Genomic DNA, 25,606 nt, shown 5'->3' with positions numbered 1-25,606 from the left:
ACAATATCGGAGGAATATATTATTATGGTATTCGAAAAAATTCAAGAAATCATTGCAGAAGAATTAGGAAAAGAAACTGAAGAAATCAAATTGACTACTGACATCCAAGAAGACTTAGAAGCTGACAGCTTGGATTTATTCCAAATCATCAATGAAATTGAAGATGAATTTGATGTAAAAATCGAAACAGAAGACGGAATCAAAACGGTTCAAGATTTAGTGACTTACGTAGAAAAACAAACTGCATAATCATTAAAATTAGGTTGGGGGCTGGGACATTTCCTGAAATAGGGATGTCTCGGCCTTTTTGAATAAGAAGAATCAAACATATATTCTGGATATATTGGAGAAAAACATGAAAACAGCATTCTTATTTAGTGGCCAAGGTGCACAATATCAAGGTATGGGAAAAGATTTATATGAAGAAGCCGTTGTAAAGCAGACATTTGATGAAGCAAGTGAGATTCTCGGCTACGATATGGCCGACCTCTGCTTTTCAGAAAATGAACGTTTGGATCAGACACAATATACACAGCCAGCTATTCTAACAGTCAGCATTGCGTATTATCGCTTATTGAAGGAGCATGGAATCGTCCCAGATGCAGCTTTAGGACTGAGTTTAGGAGAATATTCGGCATTAGTAGCCAGTGATGCGTTATCCTTCACTGAAGCCGTTGCACTAGTAGCGAAGAGAGGCGCTTATATGACGGAAGCTGCCCCAGCTGGAAGCGGAAAAATGGTCGCAGTAATGAATGCACCGATTGAGACGATTGAGGAAAGCTGTCATGAAGCAAGCAAGTACGGCATCGTGTCTCCTGCTAATTACAATACACCTCAGCAGATCGTGATCGGTGGCGAAGAAAAAGCCGTAGATGAAGCTGTTTTGCTCTTAAAAGAAAAAGGAATCAAAAGGATGATCCCACTAAATGTCAGTGGACCTTTCCATACAGCTATTTTAGCACCAGCATCAAAAAAACTGGCGAAGGATCTAAGTCATATTCAATTTTCTGACCCTTCTTTTCCAGTCATCAGCAACACAACAACGGAAATAATGAAGAAAGAGACGATAGCGGGACTACTTGAACAGCAAGTCATGCAACCTGTTCGTTTCTACGAGAGTATCCATAAATTAAAAACAATCGGTATCGAGCAAGTCATTGAAGTCGGTCCCGGAAAAGTATTAAGCGGATTTATGAAAAAAATTGATAAAACGATACCAGTTCTGCGTGTTGAGAATAAGCAGACATTTGATGAAACAATAGCAAAATTATAAGGAGGAAGGTTATGGATGTAAAAGGGAAAAATGTATTTATCACAGGTAGCACAAGAGGAATTGGCAAAGCGATGGCCTTAGCTTTTGCAAAAGCTGGAGCAAATATTATTTTGAATGGGCGCGGAGAGATTCCAAAAGAAAAGATAGAAGAAATTGAAGCATTCGGTGTAAAATGCGTAGGAGTTTCCGGCGATATCTCTGATTATGAGAAAGCAGGACAAATGATCAAAGAAGCAGAAGAAAAGCTTGGATCGATCCATATCTTAGTAAACAATGCCGGAATCACAAATGACAAACTTGTGATGCGGATGGATGCAGAAGATTTCAAAAAATGTCTGGATATCAATTTGATCGGTACCTTCAATATGACACAGCACGTTTTGAAAAAAATGATGAAGCAGCGAGAAGGGGCCATCATCAATCTCTCTAGTGTATCTGGATTGATTGGAAATATCGGACAAGCAAATTATGCAGCTAGCAAAGCTGGTGTCGTAGGATTGACAAAATCGGTTGCACGAGAAGCTGCGACTAGAGGTATCACATGCAACGCCATTGCACCAGGATTCATCACAACTGATATGACGGAAGTTTTAGCAGATAAAGTCAAGGAGCAAGCGGAAAAGCAAATTCCAATGCAACGTTTCGGACAAGTAGAAGATGTTGCACAAACAGCAGTTTTCTTAGCACAAAATCCATATATTACCGGCCAAGTCATCAATGTCGATGGCGGATTGGTCATGCACGGATAAGAAAAGGAGAGCAAATAAATGAATCGAGTGGTAATTACTGGCTATGGAGTCACTTCACCTATTGGAAATGACGCAGACAGCTTTTTGAATAGCTTAAAAGAGGGTACGAATGGCATCGCACCAATCACTAAATTTGATGCTTCAGAAACAGGGATTACCTTAGCGGGTGAAGTCAAAGATTTCCCTTACGATAAATATTTTATTAAAAAAGATAGCAAACGAATGGATATGTTTTCGATCTATGGGATCTACGCTGCTTTAGAAGCAATGGAGATAAGCGGTTTAGATAAAGAAAAAATGAATCAAGACCGGTTTGGTGTCATCATCGGATCAGGAATCGGTGGTCTTCCGACAATCGAAAATCAAGTTATCCGTCTGCATGAAAAAGGCGCAAAACGAGTTTCTCCAATGTTCGTGCCAATGGCGATTGCCAACATGGCAGCTGGAAATATTGCTTTACGAGTAGGCGCAAAAGGTATCTGTACAGCTATCGTAACAGCTTGTGCTAGCGGAACGAATTCAATCGGTGAAGCATTCCGTAACATCAAACATGGTTATTCAGATGTCATTCTTGCTGGAGGAACAGAAGCAACGATTTGTGAGATGGGGATTGCTGGATTTGCAGCTTTAACTGCACTTTCGGAATCAACTGATCCTAATCGTGGTTCGATCCCGTTTGATGAAAATCGAAATGGTTTTGTGATGGGGGAAGGAGCAGGTGTTCTAGTTCTTGAATCTTTAGAGCATGCACAAGCTCGCGGTGCCAAAATCTATGGAGAAATCGTTGGATACGGTTCAAATTGTGATGCTTACCATATGACAGCCCCTACTCCAGATGGTTCTGGTGCGTCTAAAGCAATGAAGCTTGCGATGGAAGAAGCTGGTATACAGCCGGAGCAAGTTGGATATATCAATGCGCACGGAACGAGTACGCCAGCTAATGACCAGGCAGAAGCAAAAGCAATCCAACTCGCACTAGGTGAAAATTTCAGAGATACTTATGTCAGCAGTACGAAATCAATGACTGGACATTTATTGGGAGCAGCCGGCGGGATCGAAGCATTAGCCACTCTGATGGCATTGGAACATCAATTTATCCCACCTACGATCAATGTAGAAAAACAAGATCCTGAGATTGATTTGACAGTTGTCAAAAACGAAAGCAAACCTGCAAGCTTTACTTATGCAATGAGCAATTCATTAGGGTTTGGCGGACATAATGCGGTTCTTTGTATGAAACGCTGGGAGGAATAATTTTGGATATCAATGAAATTAGAGAATTAGTTAGTCAATTTGATCAATCTTCGCTAACGGAATTTGACTTGCGTGAAGGTCAATTTGAATTGTACATGAATAAAAATAAAACAAGTCGAGGCATGAATATGGTTCAAACAAACGAAACGTTGCCAGTTTCGGAGCCAGTTAACGCCATGCCTGAGCAAGCAACAACTGTTCCAGAACCAACGAAGGAAAAAGAATCGGTAGTATTTGATGGAATCGAGGTTGTTTCGCCAATCGTGGGAATCGTTTATCTGCAACCGGCACCAGACAAACCAGCTTTCAAAAAAGAAGGTGATCAAGTTGCCAAAGGAGAAGTTATCTGCATTATTGAAGCGATGAAACTAATGAATGAGATAACTAGTGAGGCCGACGGAGTAATCACAGAAATCCTTGTAGAAAACGAGTCAGTTGTTGAATATGGGCAGCCACTCTTTAGGATCCAGCCAAAATAAGCAAAGCAGGAAAGAGGGAAATAAATGAACATACAAGAAATCAAAGAAATTATTCCGCATCGTTATCCAATGCTTTTGATTGATCGAGTGGAAGAGATGGTTGAAGGAGAACGGATCATTGCTAAGAAAAATGTAACGATCAACGAGCCCTTTTTTCAAGGACATTTTCCAGAAGAGCCTGTTATGCCAGGGGTACTGATTGTTGAAGCAATGGCGCAAGCAGGAGCAGTCGCATTACTTTCTCTTGAACAGTTCAAGGGTAAAACGGCTTACTTCGGCGGATTAGACAAAGCAAAATTCCGTAAGAAAGTTACACCGGGCGATACCTTATATCTTGAAGTTGAGATATTGAAAGTGAAAGCCTCAGCCGGAATAGGCAAAGGAATCGCTAAGGTTGACGGTAAAAAAGTAGCCGAAGCGGAATTAACCTTTATGATTGGATAGGTGAAATATGTTTTCTAAAGTCTTGATAGCTAACCGTGGCGAAATCGCTGTGCGTATCATTCGTGCATGCCGCGAATTAGGGATCCAAACCGTAGCGATATATTCAGAGGCAGATGCCGAAGCACTTCATACACAGCTAGCAGATGAAGCAATCTGTATTGGTCCGGCAAAAGCGGTTGATTCATATCTGAATGTTCAAGAAGTACTGAGCGCTGCAATCGTAACAAAAGCTGAAGCAATTCATCCAGGTTTTGGATTTTTATCTGAAAATAGCCGGTTTGCCTCCATGTGTGAAGAGTGCAATATCACATTTATTGGTCCTAAAAGCGCAACAATTGATGCAATGGGGAATAAAATCAATGCGCGTCAATTGATGCAAGAAGCAAATGTCCCGGTCATCCCAGGAAGTACTGGTGTATTATCTACTGTAGAAGAAGCATTGGAAATAGCAGACAGGATCGGTTATCCAGTGATGCTGAAAGCAGCTGCAGGCGGTGGCGGGAAAGGCATTCGAAAAGTTCAATCAAAAGAAGAACTTCCACAGCATTTTTCTTCAGCTCAGCAAGAAGCAGCAGCGGCATTTGGAAATGATGATATGTATTTGGAAAAAATCATTTATCCTGCTCGTCATATAGAAGTTCAGATTTTAGGTGATCATTTTGGCAATGTCATTCATTTAGGTGAACGAGATTGTTCTTTGCAACGTAACAATCAAAAAGTACTGGAAGAATCTCCTTCTGTAGTGATCTCACAATCAAAAAGAGAAGCACTAGGAGACGCTGCTGTTCGAGCAGCTAAAGCAGTCAATTATGAAAATGCCGGAACGATCGAGTTTCTGATGGATGAAGCAGGCGATTTTTATTTCATGGAGATGAATACTCGAATCCAAGTGGAACATCCCGTCACAGAAATGGTCACAGGGATCGATTTAGTAAAAAAACAGGTGGAGATAGCAGCCGGCGAACCTTTGAATGTGCGTCAAGAAGAAGTAGTATTCCAAGGACACGCCATCGAGTGCCGAATCAATGCAGAAAATCCCGCTTTTCATTTTGCTCCTTCACCAGGGAAAATCCAAAACTTGCTACTTCCAGCAGGTGGGATGGGGTTGCGGGTAGACAGTGCGGTTTACCCAGGCTATACGATCCCGCCATATTATGATTCAATGATTGCGAAAATTATTGTCCATGGAAATACACGTTTTGAAGCATTGATGAAGATGCAGCGAGCCTTAAGTGAATTTATCACAGAAGGGGTCATTACGAACGCAGAATTTCAGATGGATTTGATTAGTCATCCAGCAGTAATAGCAGGTGATTACAGCACAGCATTTTTACAAGAAGAATTTTTACCGAATTGGACACCAGAAACGGAGATAGGAGGCGCATAGATGGCTCTGTTTAAGAAAAAGAAATATATTCGGATCAATCCTAATAGAGAGAGCAAACCTGCTAACTCGCCATCTGTTCCCGATAACATGTGGGCGAAGTGTCCAAATTGCAAACATATCCTTTATACGAAAGACATCGGTGAAGAAAAAGTATGCCCCCATTGCGGATACGCTTTTCGAATCGGTGCATGGCAGCGTCTAGCTTTGATCATTGATGAAAAAAGTTTTGAAGAATGGGATACGGATCTTGTAACCGAAGATCCGCTAGCATTTCCTGAATATACGGAAAAAATAAAAAAAATGCAAGATAAAACGGGGCTCCATGAAGCAGTCCTCACTGGTAAAGCAACCATTCAGGGAATCCCCTTCATTATTGGAGTGATGGATCCCAATTTTATCATGGGAAGTATGGGCACGATTGTTGGAGAAAAAATCACTAGGTTATTCGAACGAGCAACAAAGGAAAAACTCCCAGTCGTTTTGTTCACGGCTTCAGGAGGCGCTCGGATGCAAGAAGGCATCTTTTCTCTGATGCAGATGGCGAAAATCTCTGCTGCTGTCAAACGGCACAGTAATGAAGGCCTTTTTTATCTAACTGTTTTGACAGACCCGACGACCGGAGGAGTAACTGCCAGTTTTGCAATGGAAGGTGATATCATTTTAGCAGAACCCCAAAGCTTGATTGGTTTTGCTGGAAGACGTGTCATCGAACAGACGATCAAGCAGGAACTTCCAGAAGATTTCCAAAAGGCCGAATTCTTATTGTCTCATGGTTTCGTCGATCAGATTGTTCCCCGCATGGAATTGAAGCAGAAAATCCATACGCTTCTTGAATTGCATACACAGAAAGGATGGATAGATCGTGGATAAAACAGCACATGATGTCGTTCAGTTAGCAAGAGCTAAAGAACGATGGACTAGCTTGGACTTTTTTGAAGAGATCTTCGATTCTTTCGAGGAATGCCATGGTGACCGTTTATTTGCAGATGACGAAGCGATTGTTGGTGGCATCGCTCGATTAGATGGCAAACCGGTAACAGTGATAGGTATTCAAAAAGGAAGGGATCTGCAGGAAAATATCCGCAGAAATTTTGGTTCTCCTCATCCTGAAGGCTATCGCAAAGCTTTACGACTGATGAAGCAAGCGGAAAAGTTCAATAGACCGGTGATTACATTGATCAATACAGCAGGTGCCTATTGCGGTATAGGAGCAGAAGAGCGTGGCGAGGGAGAAGCAATTGCCAAAAATCTGCTCGAAATGTCTGATTTAAAAGTACCAATCATCGCCGTCATCATTGGTGAAGGTGGAAGTGGCGGTGCCCTTGCTCTAGGTTTAGCGGATGAAGTCTGGATGTTAGAAGAAACGATCTATGCTGTGCTTTCCCCAGAAGGGTTTGCTTCGATTTTATGGAAAGACGGCAGTCGCGCTGCAGAAGCAGCCGAGTTGATGAAAATTACTGCACCAGAACTACGTGAGCTAGGGATCGTGGATCGAGTGATTCCTGAAACGTTCAACGGCGAGCAGTTGCCACGGCAAAAAGTCGCTCACATCATGAAAAAAGCGTTGATTGAAAAATTAACGGAACTTGTTCGATTCGACCAGCATGAACTATTGGAAAAACGATACAAGAGGTTCCGACAATATTAGGTGTTTAACAACTAAGCAAAGAGTAAAGAATGATTCTTGCTCGCTTAGTTGTTTTTTGTTTCTAAATTTTTCTGTGATCAATCTTTATTTTGGGTCATTTTGTAAAGAAATGCTTTTTCTGAAAGAGGAACGAGTATAGAGGTAGTTTTTTTTGCTGATATGCAGTATAATACGGGGTTGAGGAGTACTTTATGTGCTCCTTCATTTTTTGCAGATGAGGAGACAACATGTTTTCAAATTACAAACCAACATGGATGGTAGAAGCCATCTATCAGATTACACCTGCCCAATTAAAGAATCTAGGCATTAAAGCAGTATTGACAGATTTAGACAATACGTTGATTGCATGGAATAATCCAGATGGAACAGAAGAGTTGCTTACTTGGATTTTAGAAATGAAAAATGCAGGAATCCCTGTTGTTGTTGTTTCAAACAATAATTCAAAACGTGTCGCGCGAGCGATTGAAAAATTTGATCTTTTGTATGTTGCACGAGCAATGAAACCTTTAGCAAGAGGGATCAATATAGCAAAGAAACAATTGGATTTAGCAGATGATGAGATAGTAATGGTAGGCGATCAGATCATGACTGATATACGTGGAGCCAACCGTGCAGGGATACGTAGCATCCTTGTAAAACCCATCATCGCAACAGATAGTTGGAAGACACAATTTAATCGTTTTTGGGAAAAAAGAATTATGGCCTATCTATTAGCAAAATACCCTGATATGGGCTGGCGAGGTGGAATCGAATGACAGAAGAATTACAATGTATCGGCTGTGGTGCCGTTATACAAACAAGCAAACCCGGTGAATTAGGATACACGCCGCAAACGGCTTTGGAAAAAGGGTTAGCTTCCGGGGAAGTCTATTGTCAGCGTTGTTTCAGATTACGCCATTATAATGAGATCCAAGATGTCTCATTGACGGATGACGACTTTTTACGCTTACTGAATGAATTAGGGCAAAAAGATGCATTGATTGTCAATGTGGTGGATATTTTTGACTTCAATGGTTCACTGATTCCAGGACTACACCGTTTTGTCGGTGATAATCCAGTACTTTTAGTGGGAAACAAAGTGGATATATTACCGAAATCATTGAAAAAACCTAAATTAACACAATGGATGAAGGAACGTGCTCACGAAGCAGGGATTCGTCCAGTAGATGTATTACTAACTAGTGCTAAGAAATCTCATGAGATGACGGAACTATTAGAAAAAATTGAAGAATACCGCGATGGACGGGATGTCTATATCGTCGGAGTAACAAACGTAGGGAAATCAACGCTTATCAATCAAATCATCAAAAATACAGCGGGAGTACAAGATGTGATCACAACCTCACAGTTTCCCGGAACGACCTTGGATAAAATCGAGATTCCTTTAGATGATGGACATTTTTTGATTGATACACCAGGAATCATCCATCGTCATCAAATGGCGCACTACTTAGGTAAAAAAGATTTGCGGATCATTGCCCCGTTAAAAGAAATCAAACCTAAAGTTTATCAGCTGAATGAAGGGCAAACACTTTTCTTGGGTGGACTTGCCAGATTTGATTTTATCAGCGGCAATCGTGCTTCATTTATTGCTTATGTGTCAAATGATGTAAATATTCATCGAACGAAACTGGAAAAAGCAGACGAATTTTACCAAAAACATGTAGGTGGATTATTACAGCCTCCTCGTCCTGATGAAGTCGAGGCATTTCCGGAGCTTGTTCGTTTTGAGTTTTCTGTGAAAGAAAAAACAGACATCGTTTTTGCCGGTCTAGGCTGGATCACTGTAACAGCGCCAGCAGTAATTGCGGGCTGGGCGCCAAAGGGTGTAGATGTATTGAAACGCAAAGCATTGATTTAAGGAAGAAGGAAAATTATGAGTTTAAGAGGAAAACAAAAGCGTTTTTTACGTAGCAAAGCGCATCATCTTCAGCCGATTTTTCAAATCGGTAAAGGTGGAATTAATTCAGCAATGATCGTCCAAATTGAAGAAGCTTTAGAAAAAAGAGAACTGATCAAAGTATCTCTACTTCAAAATACAGATGAGGTTGCAGAAGAAGCAGCTCAAGTATTAGAAAAAGAAATCGACTGTGAAATCGTCCAAATCATTGGACGAGTGATCGTATTATACAAACCTTCTACAAAAGAAAAGTATCAAAGGTTATCAAATGAAGTAAAAGCAATATAAGGAGTGACCATGATGAATACGCAAGCTAAGACATTTGTTCATTCACAACTATTTCCTAAAGAAATGCCTCAATTCTTAGAGAAGAAAAAGCAAGTAGGGATCCTAGGTGGAACGTTCAATCCCGTTCACCTTGCTCATTTAGTGATGGCTGAACAAGCTGGCCGGAATTTAGGTCTTGACCGCGTATTTTTAATGCCTTCTTATCAGCCGCCTCATGTTGATGAGAAAGAGACGATTGATGCAAAACACCGACTCAACATGTTGGAATTAGCGGTGGAAGACAACCCTTTTTTGCAGATTGAAACGAGCGAATTAGCTCGTGGTGGGAAAAGCTACACCTATGATACGATGAAGGAATTGACACAAAACAATCCGGATACAGATTATTACTTTATTATCGGCGGGGATATGGTAGAATATTTGCCAAAATGGTATAAAATCGATGAGTTGACTTCGATGGTCAATTTTGTGGGCATACGTCGACCAGGTTACACAACAGATACGCCATATCCTGTGATTTGGGTAGATGTACCTGAAATCGACATCAGTTCCACAAAAATACGTCAAAAGATCAAAGAAGGCTGTTCTATCCGCTATCTTGTTCCAGATAAAGTAATTGATTATATCCAAAATGAAGGGTTGTATGAAGATGGACTATAGTAATGAATATACTGCTTATTCTAGAGAAAACCTGATGCAAAAAATACAGATGAGAATGAGCGAACAACGCTTCAAGCACGTGCTTGGAGTAGAAGAAACAGCTGTTGCTCTTGCCAAAAAATACGGTGCTTCTCCTGAAAAAGCTAGTATCGCTGCATTGACACACGATTATGCGAAAGAACGACCAGATGAGGAGTTCAAAATGGTGATCGTAAGAGACGGTTTTGATCCAGAATTATTGAATTATAATAATGCTATCTGGCATGGGCTTGTTGGTGCTTCATTTGTAGAACGGGAATTAGGAATCACTGATTCAGAGATTCTTCACGCGATACGAGTGCATACGACTGGCGCTGCTAAAATGAGTCTCCTGGACAAAATCATTTATGTAGCAGATTATATTGAACCAGGTCGGGATTTTCCTGGGGTGCAAGATGCACGGACAATTGCATGGGTTGATCTAGATGAAGCAGTAGCATTTGAAACAAAACATACGCTATCCCATCTACTTGCACAAGAACAACAGATTTATCCAAAAACAATCGAAACATATAATTACTGGGTAGCAAAAAAATAAGCCACTCAATATTAGGAGGAAATCATCATAGATAGTAAAGAACAATTAAAAATTGCGGTTAAAGCAGCAGATTCAAAACGGGCAGAAGACATTATCGCTTTAGACGTTCGAAATGTTTCCTTGTTAGCAGATTATTTCATGATCTGTTCAGCAAATAGTGAACGTCAAATCAACGCAATTACAGAAGAAATCATTGATAAAGAAGAAGAAAACAAATATGAAGTAAAACGTATTGAAGGAAAAGAAGGCGGAAAATGGGTATTGATCGACCTTGGAGATTTGATCGTACATGTTTTCCATGCGCCAGAACGAAGCTTCTATAATTTGGAAAAACTATGGTCAGATGCGCCGTTAGTCGATCTTAATGAATGGTTGGATTAACATGGCTTATGAAACATTTGCTTTCATTTACGATGAAGTGATGGACGAAATGCTTTACCAGCAGTGGTTAGCTTTTTCGAAACGTCATTTGCAAGAAGACACAAAAAATATTTTGGAACTGGCGTGCGGTACTGGAGCATTAGCGGTTGCCTTTGCAAAAGATGGATATGAAGTGACAGGGTTAGACCTTTCAGAAGAGATGTTGATGATCGCAAGCCAGCGAGCATATGAAGAAGACGCATCAATCCAATTTGTAGAAGGCAATATGCTCGATTTATCAGAAATCGGTCAATATCAAGCAATTACTTGTTTTTCTGATTCGTTGTGCTACATGAAAAATAGACAAGAGGTACAGCAAGTTTTTGATGAAGTCTATCAAGCGTTAGAAGAAAATGGCCGATTTTTATTTGACGTGCACTCCACCTATCAAGTAGACGAGGTTTTTCCAGAATATAGCTATCATTATCAAGGGGATAATTTTGCTTTTTTGTGGGATAGCTATCCAGGAAGTGAGAAACACAGCATCGAACATTTTCTGACTTTTTTCGTTGAGGAACCAGAAGGATCTGGGCGATTTATCCGTGAAGATGAACTACATGAAGAGCGTACCTATCCATTGGAAAGCTATTTAAGAATGCTGGAAAACAGTGGGTTTTCGAAAGTCGAAGCATTTTCTGATTTTACAGACGAAGCAGCATCAGAGAAATCAAAGCGCTGGTTCTTCGTAGCATACAAAGACTAGCAATTTTGCCTGCTCGAGTTAACAAGAAAAAGAATAAATCTTCAACATAAATTATATATCCGAACGATATAGGCATTGCTCTTGCGGTGCAGCTTTTCTTCGCAGAAGTATTGTGTTTGCGAGAATAGTTTATATAGTTCGGGTATTTTTTCTGATTTTTGACTTTTCCTTACTTGTCTCTAGTGTTTTTTTATCGATAAACTATGAAGGAGGACGGACATGAAAAGCTGCGGGATTATCGTAGAGTACAATCCATTTCACAATGGACATCGCTATCATGCTGAAATGGCACGAAAAACAACAGGAGCAGAGGTCGTCATTGCTGTAATGAGCGGGAATTTTTTGCAACGAGGCGAACCAGCTATCATCGATAAATGGCATCGTGCGAATGAAGCCTTGCAAAATGGTGTGGATTTAGTAGTAGAGCTTCCTGTCGAATGGGCGGTTCAGTCAGCTGATTATTTTGCCAAAGGTGCAGTGAAAATCTTGCAAGCATTGGACTGTGACAGTTTGTGTTTTGGAACAGAAGAAGAGACCTCGTTTGACTATGGTAGTTTCGGCCGATTTGTTCAACAGAATCAAGATAAGATAGAAGAGTCTTTTCACGAACTGTCTGATCAAACGTATAGTTATCCGCAAAAAATGACTGCAGTTTTTCGCAGTCTGTATCCCGATATTGCGCTTGATTTTTCTTCACCCAATCATATTTTAGGATTAAGTTATGCAAAAGAAAATGCTAAGTATATCCACCCTATGGAGTTACATCCGATCCAGCGTAAAAGTGCAGGCTATCATGAAAAAACAATCACAGATCAAACAATAGCCAGTGCAACAGCCATTCGTCATGCGTTAGAAAAAGGAAAAAGGATCGCTGGACTTGTGCCATTTCAGACAGAAGAAGATCTTTCCACTTGTTCGTTACAGACTTGGGAATCCTATTGGCCGTATTTGCGTTATCGGTTGTTATCTTCTACTTTGATGGAATTGACAGATATCTATCAGATGACCGAAGGAATAGAAACTCGCATGAAGACAGCAGCTGCAACAGCTAACGGTTTTGCGGATTTTGTGTCAAAAGTAAAAACAAAGAGATATACATGGACGCGGATCCAAAGATTATCTTGTTATGTCTTGCTGAATATCAAAAAGCAAGAGATTCCTACCCAACAAAATAAAAACTATCTTCGACTACTTGGATTTACCGATGCTGGAAGAAGATTCTTAAAAGAAAAAAAAGAGATTTCTATTTATTCCCGAATCGGAAAAAAAGAGGCACAAGAAGCGGAACTGTTAGTTAGAAGTGATCAAATCTATCAATTGGGAGGCAATATTCCAGAACAGAATTTCGGACAAATCCCAATCCAAGTATAGACCTTTGACTGAAAATGAGAAGAATGAAGGAAGAAAGAAAAAAAGCTTCACAGAATCGTGATTCACAAGTATAATGGAACAGGACGTTTTTGCGTTATGAAACTATCAAATCAGAAAGCGAAGTGAAAATATGGGACGTAAATGGGCAAATATCGTAGCAAAGAAAACTGCTAAAGATGCTAATAATAGCCGGATTTATGCAAAATTTGGGATTGAAATCTACGCGGCAGCAAAATCAGGTGATCCTGATCCGCATGCAAACCAAAAACTACGTTTCGTCATTGATCGCGCTAAAACTTATAATGTACCAAAACATATTATTGACCGAGCAATCGAAAAAGCAAAAGGTGCAGGAGATGAAACATACTCTGAATTACGTTATGAAGGATTTGGACCAAGCGGCTCAATGGTGATCGTTGATACATTGACAAACAATGTGAATCGAACAGCAGCAGACGTACGAGCAGCTTTTGGGAAAAATGGCGGGAACATGGGTGTTTCTGGAGCGGTTTCTTATATGTTTGACAATACAGCGATCTTTGCATTTGCAGGAGAAGACGCTGATGAGATCCTTGAATATCTAATGGAAAAAGACATCGACGTTCGTGATGTGATGGAAGAAGATGGACAAATCATCGTTTACGGTGAAGTAGCGGATTTCCATAGTATCCAAGAAGCATTAAAAGAAAAAGGAATCACTGATTTTTCAATTGCTGAGATCCAAATGATTCCTCAAACCGAAGTTACATTATCTTCAGAAGACCAAGAAACATTTGAAAAAATGATTGATGCGCTAGAAGATCTAGAAGATGTACAGCATGTGTTCCATAATGTGGCATTAGAAGACTAAGCAATCAGTTTTAACGAAAAGCATTCAGTCTTTTTCAAAAAGCAGGACAATCTCACTAACAGATTGTCTTGTTTTTTTGTGTGATTTATTTTCTATTCTAATTCAACCTGTGGTATGATGAGAGCATAAGTATCATATGAAATGATATGAAGTATGTGGAAGATGGACGGGGAAGAATATGGAAGCAAAAATCACTTTAGAACCTTTTGAACGTATCTTAAGCGGTTACCGCAAAGTAGAAGAGTTAGCAGTGAACGTAACTGATTGTTCAAAATTAGCGCAAAAATACGCAAGATTCGGCGTTGAAGGCTATCGATTAGGAAACTATGTCGGTACAGGGTATCTGAACCGTTATTTAGAGTGTATGGTGGACCGCGCACCAATGCTGATTTATAGACAAAAATATTTGATTCCGCTGCTTTTTCGTCGTTCTGATTCAGCCTTTCGGTTATTTGAAGAAGAGTATCGGATGGAGGCTTTCTTTCTACTATTGGAGTGGAGCTTAAAGCATCATCCTGAAAAAATTCTCATCGAAAGAAATGAGAAGATAGATACGAAAAAAAATAAAGTGGTCGATAGTGCATACCTAGCATTTCGTGTATCAGAGATTTTGGATTGTGGGGGTTATCCAATCAGCAATTTCCAATCAATCGATCAGTTCATTGAATGGAACCGAATTTACCGATTGATCGACAATGGCGGTATTGGACGTCATAGTAAGGTATTTGACCCAGAATATCCAGAAAACATGGAAGAACTGAAAATGATTATTTCGCTTGTCAAATTAAAATATCCTGAAACAGATTTGGATTTATATATAGAATAAATGATAGAATTACTTTTTCTGCAATTATTACTGTAACTAAAAAGACAACTGCTAACATTAACGATAGCAGTTGTCTTTTTAGTTACAATACTTTTTTCTCATAAGATGAAATATCCATATTGTTTAACAAAGGACTTTCATTATTGGATGTAAAAAGTGTCAATTCATGCATCGCGCGTGTACACATGGTGTAAAGGATCAATTTGTCTTGTTGAGAAGAAAAATGATCTGCATCTACATCCCACAAGAAAACTCGGTCAAACTCCAGACCTTTTGCTAAAAAGGCCGGAAGTAAAATAATGGAACGCTTCATAAAATCACTCTCATTTAAAATCAGCTGGACTTGTTGTTTCAACTCGTCTGGCAGTTGAGCATAAAGAGTCTCGCATTCTTCTTGGGTTTTAGCAATGATTGCTGTACGCCAATACCGGGCTTTTCCCTGAGTCGTTCGAATGGTATCTGCTAACCAATTCAGTTTGACATCATCAGTTGTTCCTTGGATGAGCAAAGGCAAATCGCCTTTTCTTGCTGTAGTCTCTACTTGATGTTCTTTTGCAATAAAGTGATTAGCAAAATCAGTGATTTCTTTTGTGGAACGATAGCTTGTCGTTAATTGGAAACGGGTGACTTCACGGTCCACGAAAAGTTCTTCCAATGATCCCACGATCGTTTCATTTCCAAAGACATTTTGATTTAGATCTCCACAGAAAGTCAAATTTGCTTTTGGGAACAAGGCTTGCAACAATGCGACTTGTGATGGTGCGAAATCCTGCATTTCATCAATAAAGATATAGCGAGCTTTGTGTGTGACCGTCACCGGATACGTTCGGCGCATCAGTAAAAAGAATAGGACAGCATCCTCTTGGGGCAACTCTCTTTGACGCAAATGTGTACGAATAGTTGCTAAATGTTCTTGCCATCTGGTCTCGCTGATTTTATGCCGTGTCAGAAGAGAAAGTGGCACAGTTTGTAAAAAGTGGAGATATTGTTTCGTTATATTGACAAATTGATAATTCATGATTCCTCGATGAATTCGACGGAATCGTTTACGTACGATTTGGTTAGCCAGTTTTTTACGTAAGGAACGCTCCTTTTGTTCTGTATATTCAAGATTAGGATCTGTTGCGTATAGTTCTTGGAGCTGCTCTTCCGCGAGATCTTTGACCCATTGTTGACGTGTTTCATCTTTTTGCAGACCGCCTAATTTTTTCAGTAGTTTCGTTTGTAATAGAGAGAGTCTGTGGTGTAAGGGAAGTTGTTCATTGGTTTCTTTATACCATTGGCGAATCGATTCCTTTGATAGGATCGTACGGCCATTTATTTTCATATCACGGAACAAGGGACCGTAGCTTGTGATGCTTTGGATATAGCGATCAATCTGATCCACTAAGGTCAATCCGCTTTTCATCACTTGTATCGGATCTTTTTCGCCTAGCAAAAACCCACTTTCCTGTTGCTGTTCGTCTAATAAAGAAAACTCTGGCAACAGCTGTGAAATATAATTTTTGAATGTTTGTGTAGGCACACCGCTTTCACCTAATGAAGGCAATACAGTCGAGATATAATCAGAAAACAAATGGTTTGGTGAAAATAGAAGCACGTTTTCTGCCTCTAGCCATTTGCGATTATGATACAACAGAAAAGCAATACGTTGAAGCAGAGCAGACGTTTTTCCGCTTCCGGCGATTCCTTCAATCAGCATCACTTTACTTGTTGTGTCCCGAATGATTGCATTTTGTGCTTTTTGTATCGTAGAGACGATATTTTTCATATGGTTGCTTGATGCTTCGTCCAATATCTCTAGCAAAAAGTCATCGTTGATTACTTCCGACGTATCTACCATAGATAAAATACGTCCTTCTTGGATTTTAAATTGTCGTTTCAACTGCAGATCGACATCTATTCTATCTGTTTCAGTTTCATAAAATGCGGGACCAATCTCACCTTCATAATAAAGGTTGGCAATTGGTGCGCGCCAGTCAATAACGATTGTTTCTTCTGCTAGATCTCTTAAAGAAGCGATACCTAGATACAATGTTTCTGTTTCACGGTCTTCTTTAAAATCGATACGGGCAAAGTAAGGACTGTCTTTCATAACAGACAACGTTTGTAGGCGTTTTTGCTGCGCCTCAAGAGTATGATATTTTAAAAGCAATTCTTGCTCATGTTGGCGATATTCAACAGCAGATTCATAAAAAGCTTCATTGGAACCAGCTCGAATCTTGTGATTAGCTGTGTCTTTTGTCGAATGATTCATTTCCTGAGTCAATTCTCGTTGTTTTGTATCCAGCATATTTTGTTCGATCTGGATTAGTTCGATCGTTTCATCCACGTGCGTTTGTTCTAGTTGTTTCTCATTCATCACATGTTTGCTCCTTCCGCCGTAAATAACGAATTAAAAGTATAGCACAGTTTTTCGAAAAAAGGTACTTTTTAACGGATGAATCGAAAAAAGTCCTCTTTGCTCGATAGATTCGTTTGTCGGACTGGCGACTATTGGAAACGCTGATAGTGATAGTTGTTTTCAATTAAGGCCTATTGTTTTAAAAAGTGTTAAGCAAGGACTATGCTTAAGAGAAAGAGAGGCAATTGAAGATGGATGACTAACCTCTAAGTCACAAAAAAGAGGAGAAGAAACTATGACACATTTTAAAAAATTTTTACTTACTTTATTTATTGGCGGAGTAGCTTTGTTAAGTGAATTTGTTTTCCATCAGCCGGGACTTGCTTTTATGATTGTTGCATTTACTGGAGGGATTCTCGCCTTCTTGATGTTTTTGGAAATGATCAAAACATTGCGTTCAGGAAGATATGGTGTAGATATATTAGCGATTACCGCAATCCTTGCAACATTAGCCGTCAAAGAATATTGGGCTAGTTTGATGATATTGATCATGCTTACAGGTGGAGATAGTCTAGAAGATTACGCGAATAAACGAGCAGGTAAAGAATTGCAATCTTTATTAGACAACACCCCAAGAATCGCCCATCGATTCAAAGAAGGAAGATGGCAGGATATAGTAATTGATGAAATAAATGTGGATGATCAGCTGCTAGTCAAGCCTGGCGAGCTTGTACCAGTTGATGGTCGAGTGATCAAAGGAGAATCATCAGTCGATGAATCTTCTTTGACAGGAGAGTCTCGTCCAGAAACAAAGAAACCTGGAGATCAGATCATGTCTGGGTCTTTAAATGGAGACGGATCAATCCAAATGATTGCTGAAAAACGCGCTGCAGATAGCCAATATCAAATGATCATTAAATTAGTCGAAGAATCAAAAGAAAAACCTGCTCGATTCGTCCGTTTAGCTGATCGTTATGCGGTTCCCTTTACATTGATCGCATATTTGATTGGCGGTATTTCTTGGTGGTTCTCAAAAGATCCTTTGCGTTTTGCAGAAGTATTGGTCGTAGCATCGCCTTGTCCATTGATTTTAGCTGCGCCAATCGCTTTAGTTGCCGGGATGAGCCGTTCAAGTAAAAACGGGATTGTTGTTAAAACTGGAACAACAATTGAGAAGCTCGCACGTACAAAAACGATTGCTTTTGATAAAACAGGAACGCTTACCAAAGGAATATTAGAAGTAGAGGCGATTCAACCAGTCAATGGAATGAAAAAAGAAGAGCTACTTATGTATGCAGCAAGTGCAGAACAGGAATCTAGCCATATCTTAGCTCGTTCGTTAGTGAACAACGTGAAAAACAGCCAACTGTATCCTGTTAGTCAACTGAAAGAAGTGACAGGTCAAGGAATCCAAGCAGTAGTCAATAATCATGACGTAAAGATTGGACGCGCTTCTTTTGTTTCAGTGGAAGAAATCGAGACTTCTGAAACAGCAATCTATGTAGCCGTTGATCAATCCTTTGCAGGAACCATCCTATTTTCGGATCAGATTCGCTCAGAAGCAGCAAAGACAATCAAAGAGCTAAGAAATCTTGGTGTGAAAAATTTGATGATGATTACCGGAGATGGATCAGCCATTGCTCAAGCGATTGCAGAAAAAGTCCAATTAGATTCTGTACATGCCCGTTGCTTGCCTCCAGATAAACTGACCATTTTAGAAAGTATCCCTAAAGATCAACGACCTGTGGCGATGGTAGGAGACGGCGTGAATGACGCACCAGCACTTGCTGCTGCAGATATCGGCATTGCAATGGGCGCTCATGGTTCTACAGCTGCTAGTGAAAGTGCAGATGCGGTCATCTTGAAAGATGATCTTTTACGTGTAGCAAAAGCAGTAGTGATCTCAAAAGATACGATGAGAATAGCGAAACAATCTGTACTGATTGGCATCTTTATTTGTATTTTTTTGATGTTAATTGCAAGTACGGGTCTGGTTCCTGCGTTATTCGGGGCTGTTTTGCAAGAAGTCGTGGATACGGTCTCTATCCTGAGTGCGCTGAGAGCAAAAAAAGACCCAGCCATTTTTCCGGATTCAGTACCCAAGACAAACATAGTATGATAGAATCGAGATGAAAAAAGAACGATCAGAAAGAGGAGAGAACATTATGCCATTCGTACATGTCGAATTAGTAGAAGGTCGCAGTCCGGAACAATTAGAAAATATGATGAAAGATATCACGGAAGCTGTTCATAAAAACACGCAAGCACCAAAAGAACACATCCATGTTATCATCAACGAGATGAAAAAAGGAACATACGGTGTAAATGGGGAATGGAAAAAATAAGTTTGGTTTCACACTTGATTTTTCTATTTATTAGTGGTTAAATAAACACATAATTGATTGATGAGAAAGCCAACTGAATTTGAGAGTCTTCGATAAGAGAGGAAAAGCTAGGCTGAAACTTTTCCAGGAGAAAACCAAAGGATGACCACTTTCGAAACCCTTGTTGAAGCAAGGGCGGTCGGACCGTTACAACGTTTGAGGAACGCATGTGCGTTTGAACATTAGGTGGAACCACGAACTTTTCGTCCTAGTATCTCTTTTCAAGAGATGCTAGGATTTTTTGTTTTTCAGCTTGATGATCTGATCAATCAAAACATTTCAAGGAGGAAACTATTATGATAAAAATTACTTTTCCAGATGGTGCAGTCAAAGAATTTGAGGCTGGTACAACAACATTGGCAATCGCTGAAAGTATTTCAAAAAGCTTAGCAAAAAAAGCTTTAGCTGGTAAAGTGAACGGCAAACTTATTGATTTGACTCGTCCAATCGAGGAAGATGCAAGTATTGAGATCGTCACACCAGACCATGAAGATGCACTTGGATTAGTCCGACATTCAGCAGCTCATTTGATGGCTCAAGCAATGCGCCGCCTCTATCCAAATATCCACTTTGGTGTTGGGCCAGCTATTGATTCAGGGTTTTACTATGATACAGACAATGGACAAAATCAAGTAACTGCAGAAGATCTTCCCGCAATCGAAGCAGAGATGATGAAAATCGTCAAAGAAAATCTGCCAATCGAACGCCGTGTTCTTTCGAAACAAGAAGCATTAGAAATTTTTGCAAGTGACCCGTACAAAGTAGAACTGATTAGTGAATTGCCAGAAGAAGAAGTGATTACTGCCTATCAACAAGGTGAATTCATCGATTTGTGCCGTGGACCACATGTTCCGTCTACTGGTCGTATACAAGTATTCAAATTATTATCAGTGGCAGGTGCTTACTGGCGTGGAAACTCAAACAATCAAATGATGCAACGAGTTTACGGAACAGCCTTTTTTGATAAAAAAGCTTTGAAAGAATATATCCGTCTGCGTGAAGAAGCAAAAGAAAGAGATCATCGTAAACTAGGGAAAGAACTTGACTTGTTTATGGTTTCTCCAGAAGTTGGTTCTGGTTTGCCATTCTGGCTTCCAAAAGGGGCAACAATCCGACGTACGATCGAACGTTATATCGTAGACAAAGAAGTTAGTCTAGGTTACCAACATGTGTATACACCGATCATGGGAGATGTTGAGTTGTACAAAACATCTGGACACTGGGATCATTATCAAGAAGACATGTTCCCGCCAATGGATATGGGAGATGGCGAAATGCTTGTTCTTCGTCCAATGAACTGCCCTCATCACATGATGGTCTACAAAAACGCCATCCATTCTTACCGTGAATTACCAATTCGTATCGCTGAATTAGGAATGATGCACCGCTATGAAAAATCAGGTGCTTTGTCAGGTTTACAACGTGTACGAGAAATGACGTTGAACGATGGTCATACATTTGTTCGTCCTGACCAAATCAAAGATGAATTTAAGCGTACGCTTGAATTGATGGTCGCAGTATATGCTGACTTCAATATTACAGATTATCGTTTCCGCTTAAGCTACCGCGATCCAAACAATACAGATAAATATTTTGATGATGATGCAATGTGGGAAAAAGCCCAAGCAATGCTGAAAGCTGCTATGGATGAATTAGAGCTAGATTACTTTGAAGCAGAAGGTGAAGCAGCCTTTTACGGCCCAAAATTAGATGTCCAAGTCAAAACAGCTCTTGGGACAGAAGAAACATTGTCAACTATACAATTAGACTTCTTATTGCCGGAACGTTTTGATTTGACATATGTTGGAGAAGATGGGGAAAATACGCATCGTCCAGTGGTTATCCACCGCGGAATCGTTTCTACGATGGAACGTTTTGTCGCCTATTTGACAGAAGTATACAAAGGCGCTTTTCCAACATGGCTAGCACCAATACAAGCGACAATCATCCCTGTTTCTGTTGATGCACATGGCGATTATGCTTATGAAATCAAAGAACGCTTGCAAATGAAAGGTTTACGTGTAGAAGTCGATGACCGCAATGAAAAAATGGGCTATAAGATTCGTGCCTCTCAAACACAAAAAATTCCTTACCAATTAGTTGTCGGTGATAAAGAATTGGAAGATGCAACAGTGAATGTACGTCGTTACGGAAGCAAAGAAACAGCTGTAGAAGATTTGAATATCTTTATTGATGCTATGGAAGCAGAAGTCAAAAATTACAGCAGAGAAAACAAATAGATAAATCATCTATAAAAAAGCACTAAATAAAAAACAATCCAAACAATAGAGAACAGATATTCCACAATCCCACAGATGGTCAATAGAATTTGCGGGATTGATGGAATGAGCTATCCTATTGTGCGGATTGTTTTTTTGTTTTTTTATCCAGTACACGACCGTTAACAAGGAACTGATATGGTATACTTACATAGACGATTATTAAAAGGATGGAGGAACTTATGAGCGTAATTAGTCGTATTGAAAGTATGATGGAAGATTATTCTTCAGCAGAAAAAAAGTTGGCCAACTACATTATTGGAAATATTGAGAAGGTCCCCACAATGACAGCTAATGAATTAGCGGAGGCTTCAGGTTTGAGTGCGCCGACAGTTGTACGTTTTTCAAAAAAAATCGGGTTTCAAAGTTTGACAGACTTCAAAATCACGATTTCAACAGAATTACAGACTGGAATCGATGAAGGATTTAGCGATATCGAAGCAAATGAGTCCTTTTACTCTATCAAAAACAAACTTGGGAACAATGCGCAAGTAGCGATAAAAGAAACAGTAGATATTCTGGAAGAAGAAACGATCCAAAAAGTCGTAGAATGTTTGGAAACGGCTGAGTCTGTTTTTTTATATGGTGTGGGTGCCTCTTCTTTAGTGGTAGAAGACATTCTGCAAAAATGGTCTCGTGTCGGTAAGCCAATCATTTTTGAAAAAGATATCCATGTCTTGCTCCCACAACTTGTCAGCAATGAGAAGAAGAAAGTACTTTGGCTTGTTTCGAACTCAGGGAGAAGCGCAGATGTAGTTGCATTAGCTGAGCTAGCAAAAAATATGAATATCGAGATCATTGCGTTGACGCAATTTGGAAATAACCCACTTACCAAGATAGCCGATGTACTCGTACAAACATCAAGACCAAAAGAAATCACCAATCGAAGTGCGGCAACCAATTCACTTTTGGCCCAATTCGCTACGATTGATATCATTTTTTATTTTTATATGGCTAAAAACGAATCACTTAGTGAAAAAGTGAAAAAAACAAGAGAAGCAATCCAAGACTATTTTATGGATTCAAAATAAAAAAACTAAATTTACCTTACTATTTTTGATATAAGTTTTTTTAGAATAACAACTTATAGTTTTCCACAAAGAAATGTTCTATTAAAGTGTTTCACGACTTTAGAAAGCATAATTTTCAAAAATAAGTTTAGTTTTTAATGAAAAAAATAGTTGGATATGCAACTTCAGAGGTTTGCTGTGAAACAAAAAGTTGATTTTATCTTGAAATTAGGTAAAGAATTTCTTGCTCCGCTCATTTTTTCTTTTTTATTAAGAAGTTTTTGGGTACAATGAAGCATGAATGTAAATAGGCGGAAGGATAGGAAATGATGAAAGATTTTATGAAAAAAATAGTAAATACTTCTTGGATAGAAAAAATAAGAAAAGGGGCACAAGAGCCTAAAAACAAAACGTTTCGCCGGTCGCATGTTCCTTTTCGCTTAAATTTTCTTTTTTTCATTATATTTACGTTATTTGTTGCGTTGATTGCTCGATTGGGCTATTTGCAGATCGTGAATGGTGAAGAGATGGAAGCGCGAGTGAAATCTACTTCTACGATTACAGTCCAAGAAAGTACCCCTCGTGGAATGATCTACGATTCCACAGGAAAAGCGTTAGTCACAAATAAAGCGAATCAGGCAATCACCTATACGAGGGGCACACAAGTGACGGCTAAAGACCTACTTGAAATCGCAACGAAGCTGAACTCGCTGATTGATGTGCCGGCAGATGAAAATCTGACAGATAGAGATAAAAAAGATTTTTGGCTGGCTGATCCGGAACATTTGAAGGAAGCCACAAAAAGACTTTCGGCAAAAGAAAAGCAATTAGGAAACAGCGAACAATACAGCGCGATGGTCAATAAAGTAACAGATGATGAGATCAACTTGAACGAGGAACAATTAAAGATTGCTACCATCTTTAAACGGATGAACAGTGCATATGAATTAAACACAGTCTATATCAAGAACTCTGGTGTTACTGACCAAGAATTAGCTGTTGTGGCGGAACGTGCTTCTGAGCTTCCAGGAGTTTCGACAGGCACAGACTGGACACGCGAATATAACGCAGCAGATTCACTGAAAAGTATTTTAGGTAGTGTGACGACTGAAAAACAAGGTCTTCCGGCAGATGAAGCAGAGAAGTATTTAGCAAAAGGGTATTCTCGAAATGATCGTGTGGGACAAAGTTATTTGGAAAAACAATATGAAGATGTCCTACAAGGAACCAAAACCCAATATGAAGTTTCTCTTGATAATGAAGGCAATGTTTCGAATCAAAAAGAAATCTTCTCTGGGGAAAAAGGTTCTAATTTAATGTTATCGATGAATGCAGAATTCCAATCGAAAGTAGAAGAAATCTTAAAAAGAAATTATCAAACATTGATCAATAACGGTAAAGCACAGTACTCGCCTGGTGCTTATGCAGTAGCCATGAATCCTCAGACAGGAGAAGTGTTAGCCATGACTGGTTTCAGTCATGAGCAAGGTTCCAAGGAAATCACCGAGAATGCTTTGGGCACAATCACTAGCGCTTTTGCTCCAGGGTCTGTAGTCAAGGCCGGTACTTTGACAGCAGGTTGGGCAAGTAACGCGATCAGCGGAAATCAAGTGTTGATTGATGAACCGATTCGTCTACAAGGTGCTTCAGAAAAAAGCTCTGTCTTTAACCGAAACGGACAAGTTGCTCTTGATGCAGTCAAAGCATTGGAATTGTCTTCTAATACGTATATGATCAAAGTGGCATTAAAGATGCTAGGGCTAGACTATACTCCTGGAATGGGACTACCTAGTTTAGACGAAGAAGCTAAAGCTTATCAACAATTGAGAGACTCTTTCAAAGAGTTTGGTCTTGGTACAACGACTGGGATCGATTTGCCGAATGAATCTCCTGGGATTTCACGCTCTGTTGAGTATATGAAGAAGTTCAATGCGGATAATGGCAAAGAATGGTATACTCCAGGTAACTTTACCGATTTGGCATTTGGACAGTTTGACACATATACACCGATCCAATTAGCTCAATATGCTTCAACAGTCGCTAATGGCGGGAAACGAGTACAGCCTCACCTAGTCAAAGCAATCTATGGCAATGACGAAAATGGGAATTTGGGTGAAGTGAAAAAAGAAATTGGCACGACAGTAGAAAATACGGTCAATATATCTGCAGAAAATATGGCAATCCTCCGTGAAGGATTCCATCAGGTTGTTCATGGTACCGACCCTTACACAACAGCTAAACCATTAGCCAGTGCGAAAATGGACCTTTCTGCAAAAACAGGGACTGCAGAAACGGTTGCGGAAGGTCACCCAGATATTACGACAGTCAATAGTAATATTGTGGCATACGGACCAACAGACAATCCGGAAATCGCAATCAGTGTTGTCTTGCCGAACTTATTAGATGAACAAGACCACATGAACTTGACGATTGCTAAAGAAATAATGGACGCGTATTATGATATGTTCATGGCAAAATAAAAAAGAGGTCGTGAAAAAGCCGCTTAGTTTCGAGTATGAAGAAAAATTTTGTGAAAATAGCTTCTCACATTTTTGCTTAAAATTGACTTCATATCGAGAAACTGGCTTTTGAACACCGTTTAAGGAAGAGGTTGTGAAATCAGCGCCCTGACCTGAGTATTAGAGAAACAAAACGGCAAAATAGCTTCTCATATTTTGCCGTTTTTGAGCTAATACCGAAGGACAGCTGATTGAGCACCGTTTACTCGGCAAAAAAGGTTGTGACAAAAATTGTCACAAC

At 39.7% G+C, this 25,606-nt stretch carries 25 protein-coding genes; 24 read left to right on the top strand and 1 reads right to left on the bottom strand.

The annotated features are described in order from the left end of the window. The first annotated feature begins 24 nt into the window (after positions 1-24). The 19 genes from AB3I00_RS06555 to AB3I00_RS06465 all read left to right on the top strand — a co-directional run bounded on the left by AB3I00_RS06555 (position 25) and on the right by AB3I00_RS06465 (position 14,829). Positions 25-249, top strand: a complete 225-nt coding sequence (locus tag AB3I00_RS06555) for an acyl carrier protein (RefSeq protein WP_002287614.1) — start codon at positions 25-27, stop codon at positions 247-249. 106 nt (positions 250-355) lie between these two features. Continuing rightward, on the top strand, positions 356-1,273 hold the full coding sequence (gene fabD, locus AB3I00_RS06550) for an ACP S-malonyltransferase (protein ID WP_002341275.1): 918 nt from the start codon (positions 356-358) through the stop codon (positions 1,271-1,273). Positions 1,274-1,284: 11 nt separating this feature from the next. After that, a complete protein-coding gene (gene fabG, locus AB3I00_RS06545) occupies positions 1,285-2,022 on the top strand; it encodes a 3-oxoacyl-[acyl-carrier-protein] reductase (protein ID WP_002341276.1) in 738 nt (245 codons plus the stop codon). A gap of 18 nt (positions 2,023-2,040) precedes the next feature. Beyond that, on the top strand, positions 2,041-3,276 hold the full coding sequence (fabF, locus tag AB3I00_RS06540) for a beta-ketoacyl-ACP synthase II (protein WP_002344091.1): 1,236 nt from the start codon (positions 2,041-2,043) through the stop codon (positions 3,274-3,276). Positions 3,277-3,278: 2 nt separating this feature from the next. Next, on the top strand, positions 3,279-3,755 hold the full coding sequence (gene accB / locus AB3I00_RS06535; RefSeq protein ID WP_002341278.1) for an acetyl-CoA carboxylase biotin carboxyl carrier protein: 477 nt from the start codon (positions 3,279-3,281) through the stop codon (positions 3,753-3,755). Between the two features lie 24 nt (positions 3,756-3,779). Beyond that, positions 3,780-4,199 (top strand): 3-hydroxyacyl-ACP dehydratase FabZ, encoded by a 420-nt coding sequence (gene fabZ, locus AB3I00_RS06530; protein WP_002310367.1) that lies wholly within the window; start codon positions 3,780-3,782, stop codon positions 4,197-4,199. Positions 4,200-4,206: 7 nt separating this feature from the next. Continuing rightward, the gene (locus tag AB3I00_RS06525) at positions 4,207-5,586 is read left to right on the top strand and encodes an acetyl-CoA carboxylase biotin carboxylase subunit (protein ID WP_202765263.1); all 1,380 of its coding nucleotides are present in this window, start codon (positions 4,207-4,209) and stop codon (positions 5,584-5,586) included. Beyond that, the gene (accD, locus tag AB3I00_RS06520) at positions 5,587-6,456 is read left to right on the top strand and encodes an acetyl-CoA carboxylase, carboxyltransferase subunit beta (protein ID WP_002310370.1); all 870 of its coding nucleotides are present in this window, start codon (positions 5,587-5,589) and stop codon (positions 6,454-6,456) included. It begins immediately after the preceding gene. After that, entirely contained in the window at positions 6,449-7,234 is a 786-nt protein-coding gene (locus tag AB3I00_RS06515) for an acetyl-CoA carboxylase carboxyl transferase subunit alpha (RefSeq protein WP_002310372.1), read from the top strand. The genes accD and AB3I00_RS06515 overlap by 8 nt, the downstream gene beginning before the upstream one ends. A 227-nt stretch (positions 7,235-7,461) precedes the next feature. Further along, a complete protein-coding gene (locus AB3I00_RS06510) occupies positions 7,462-7,989 on the top strand; it encodes a YqeG family HAD IIIA-type phosphatase (protein ID WP_002310373.1) in 528 nt (175 codons plus the stop codon). Continuing rightward, entirely contained in the window at positions 7,986-9,095 is a 1,110-nt protein-coding gene (gene yqeH, locus AB3I00_RS06505) for a ribosome biogenesis GTPase YqeH (protein ID WP_002310374.1), read from the top strand. Before AB3I00_RS06510 ends, yqeH begins: the two co-directional genes overlap by 4 nt. Before the next feature lie 15 nt (positions 9,096-9,110). Further along, positions 9,111-9,422 (top strand): ribosome assembly RNA-binding protein YhbY, encoded by a 312-nt coding sequence (gene yhbY, locus AB3I00_RS06500; RefSeq protein WP_002315279.1) that lies wholly within the window; start codon positions 9,111-9,113, stop codon positions 9,420-9,422. Positions 9,423-9,431: 9 nt separating this feature from the next. Continuing rightward, entirely contained in the window at positions 9,432-10,082 is a 651-nt protein-coding gene (locus tag AB3I00_RS06495) for a nicotinate-nucleotide adenylyltransferase (protein WP_368024969.1), read from the top strand. Further along, positions 10,066-10,659, top strand: coding sequence for a bis(5'-nucleosyl)-tetraphosphatase (symmetrical) YqeK (gene yqeK / locus AB3I00_RS06490; protein ID WP_002314176.1), 594 nt, complete (start codon positions 10,066-10,068; stop codon positions 10,657-10,659). The genes AB3I00_RS06495 and yqeK overlap by 17 nt, the downstream gene beginning before the upstream one ends. 24 nt (positions 10,660-10,683) lie before the next feature. After that, positions 10,684-11,040 (top strand): ribosome silencing factor, encoded by a 357-nt coding sequence (gene rsfS, locus AB3I00_RS06485; RefSeq protein WP_063607045.1) that lies wholly within the window; start codon positions 10,684-10,686, stop codon positions 11,038-11,040. Position 11,041: 1 nt separating this feature from the next. Beyond that, a complete protein-coding gene (locus tag AB3I00_RS06480; RefSeq protein ID WP_002315278.1) occupies positions 11,042-11,782 on the top strand; it encodes a class I SAM-dependent methyltransferase in 741 nt (246 codons plus the stop codon). A gap of 219 nt (positions 11,783-12,001) precedes the next feature. After that, positions 12,002-13,153, top strand: a complete 1,152-nt coding sequence (locus AB3I00_RS06475) for a nucleotidyltransferase (RefSeq protein WP_368024968.1) — start codon at positions 12,002-12,004, stop codon at positions 13,151-13,153. 130 nt (positions 13,154-13,283) lie between these two features. Next, on the top strand, positions 13,284-14,003 hold the full coding sequence (locus AB3I00_RS06470; protein ID WP_002290860.1) for a YebC/PmpR family DNA-binding transcriptional regulator: 720 nt from the start codon (positions 13,284-13,286) through the stop codon (positions 14,001-14,003). 178 nt (positions 14,004-14,181) lie between these two features. Beyond that, positions 14,182-14,829: a hypothetical protein gene (locus tag AB3I00_RS06465; RefSeq protein WP_002290861.1), complete on the top strand. Its 648-nt coding sequence runs from the start codon at positions 14,182-14,184 to the stop codon at positions 14,827-14,829. A gap of 82 nt (positions 14,830-14,911) precedes the next feature. On the opposite strand, the gene helD is transcribed toward AB3I00_RS06465, so the two are convergent. Continuing rightward, positions 14,912-17,191, bottom strand: a complete 2,280-nt coding sequence (helD, locus tag AB3I00_RS06460) for an RNA polymerase recycling motor HelD (protein ID WP_002342240.1) — start codon at positions 17,189-17,191, stop codon at positions 14,912-14,914. A gap of 277 nt (positions 17,192-17,468) precedes the next feature. Between helD and AB3I00_RS06455 the strand changes: the two genes are divergently transcribed. The 5 genes from AB3I00_RS06455 to AB3I00_RS06435 all read left to right on the top strand — a co-directional run bounded on the left by AB3I00_RS06455 (position 17,469) and on the right by AB3I00_RS06435 (position 25,326). Next, positions 17,469-19,292 (top strand): heavy metal translocating P-type ATPase, encoded by a 1,824-nt coding sequence (locus AB3I00_RS06455; protein ID WP_368024967.1) that lies wholly within the window; start codon positions 17,469-17,471, stop codon positions 19,290-19,292. Between the two features lie 46 nt (positions 19,293-19,338). Continuing rightward, positions 19,339-19,518, top strand: a complete 180-nt coding sequence (locus AB3I00_RS06450) for a 2-hydroxymuconate tautomerase (RefSeq protein ID WP_002287649.1) — start codon at positions 19,339-19,341, stop codon at positions 19,516-19,518. A gap of 335 nt (positions 19,519-19,853) precedes the next feature. Beyond that, positions 19,854-21,797: a threonine--tRNA ligase gene (gene thrS, locus AB3I00_RS06445; protein ID WP_002290867.1), complete on the top strand. Its 1,944-nt coding sequence runs from the start codon at positions 19,854-19,856 to the stop codon at positions 21,795-21,797. 221 nt (positions 21,798-22,018) lie between these two features. Next, positions 22,019-22,867 carry a MurR/RpiR family transcriptional regulator gene (locus tag AB3I00_RS06440; RefSeq protein ID WP_368024966.1) on the top strand — a complete coding sequence of 283 codons (849 nt, stop codon included), beginning with the start codon at positions 22,019-22,021 and terminating at the stop codon, positions 22,865-22,867. A gap of 305 nt (positions 22,868-23,172) precedes the next feature. Then, on the top strand, positions 23,173-25,326 hold the full coding sequence (locus tag AB3I00_RS06435; RefSeq protein WP_002341286.1) for a penicillin-binding protein 2: 2,154 nt from the start codon (positions 23,173-23,175) through the stop codon (positions 25,324-25,326). Positions 25,327-25,606: the final 280 nt, after the last annotated feature.

The sequence above is a fragment of the Enterococcus sp. C76 genome, assembly GCF_040886985.1.
GTDB lineage: Bacteria > Bacillota > Bacilli > Lactobacillales > Enterococcaceae > Enterococcus_B > Enterococcus_B lactis.
This window is presented reverse-complemented; position numbering and strand designations above follow the sequence as displayed.

Coding starts and splice junctions, on each gene's coding strand:
- AB3I00_RS06555 (WP_002287614.1), top strand. CDS start 25: ATGGTATTCGAAAAAATTCAAGAAATCATTGCAGAAGAATTAGGAAAA.
- fabD (WP_002341275.1), top strand. CDS start 356: ATGAAAACAGCATTCTTATTTAGTGGCCAAGGTGCACAATATCAAGGT.
- fabG (WP_002341276.1), top strand. CDS start 1,285: ATGGATGTAAAAGGGAAAAATGTATTTATCACAGGTAGCACAAGAGGA.
- fabF (WP_002344091.1), top strand. CDS start 2,041: ATGAATCGAGTGGTAATTACTGGCTATGGAGTCACTTCACCTATTGGA.
- fabZ (WP_002310367.1), top strand. CDS start 3,780: ATGAACATACAAGAAATCAAAGAAATTATTCCGCATCGTTATCCAATG.
- AB3I00_RS06525 (WP_202765263.1), top strand. CDS start 4,207: ATGTTTTCTAAAGTCTTGATAGCTAACCGTGGCGAAATCGCTGTGCGT.
- accD (WP_002310370.1), top strand. CDS start 5,587: ATGGCTCTGTTTAAGAAAAAGAAATATATTCGGATCAATCCTAATAGA.
- AB3I00_RS06510 (WP_002310373.1), top strand. CDS start 7,462: ATGTTTTCAAATTACAAACCAACATGGATGGTAGAAGCCATCTATCAG.
- yqeH (WP_002310374.1), top strand. CDS start 7,986: ATGACAGAAGAATTACAATGTATCGGCTGTGGTGCCGTTATACAAACA.
- yhbY (WP_002315279.1), top strand. CDS start 9,111: ATGAGTTTAAGAGGAAAACAAAAGCGTTTTTTACGTAGCAAAGCGCAT.
- AB3I00_RS06495 (WP_368024969.1), top strand. CDS start 9,432: ATGATGAATACGCAAGCTAAGACATTTGTTCATTCACAACTATTTCCT.
- yqeK (WP_002314176.1), top strand. CDS start 10,066: ATGAAGATGGACTATAGTAATGAATATACTGCTTATTCTAGAGAAAAC.
- AB3I00_RS06480 (WP_002315278.1), top strand. CDS start 11,042: ATGGCTTATGAAACATTTGCTTTCATTTACGATGAAGTGATGGACGAA.
- AB3I00_RS06475 (WP_368024968.1), top strand. CDS start 12,002: ATGAAAAGCTGCGGGATTATCGTAGAGTACAATCCATTTCACAATGGA.
- AB3I00_RS06470 (WP_002290860.1), top strand. CDS start 13,284: ATGGGACGTAAATGGGCAAATATCGTAGCAAAGAAAACTGCTAAAGAT.
- AB3I00_RS06465 (WP_002290861.1), top strand. CDS start 14,182: ATGGAAGCAAAAATCACTTTAGAACCTTTTGAACGTATCTTAAGCGGT.
- helD (WP_002342240.1), bottom strand. CDS start 17,191: ATGAATGAGAAACAACTAGAACAAACGCACGTGGATGAAACGATCGAA.
- AB3I00_RS06455 (WP_368024967.1), top strand. CDS start 17,469: ATGACACATTTTAAAAAATTTTTACTTACTTTATTTATTGGCGGAGTA.
- AB3I00_RS06450 (WP_002287649.1), top strand. CDS start 19,339: ATGCCATTCGTACATGTCGAATTAGTAGAAGGTCGCAGTCCGGAACAA.
- thrS (WP_002290867.1), top strand. CDS start 19,854: ATGATAAAAATTACTTTTCCAGATGGTGCAGTCAAAGAATTTGAGGCT.
- AB3I00_RS06440 (WP_368024966.1), top strand. CDS start 22,019: ATGAGCGTAATTAGTCGTATTGAAAGTATGATGGAAGATTATTCTTCA.
- AB3I00_RS06435 (WP_002341286.1), top strand. CDS start 23,173: ATGATGAAAGATTTTATGAAAAAAATAGTAAATACTTCTTGGATAGAA.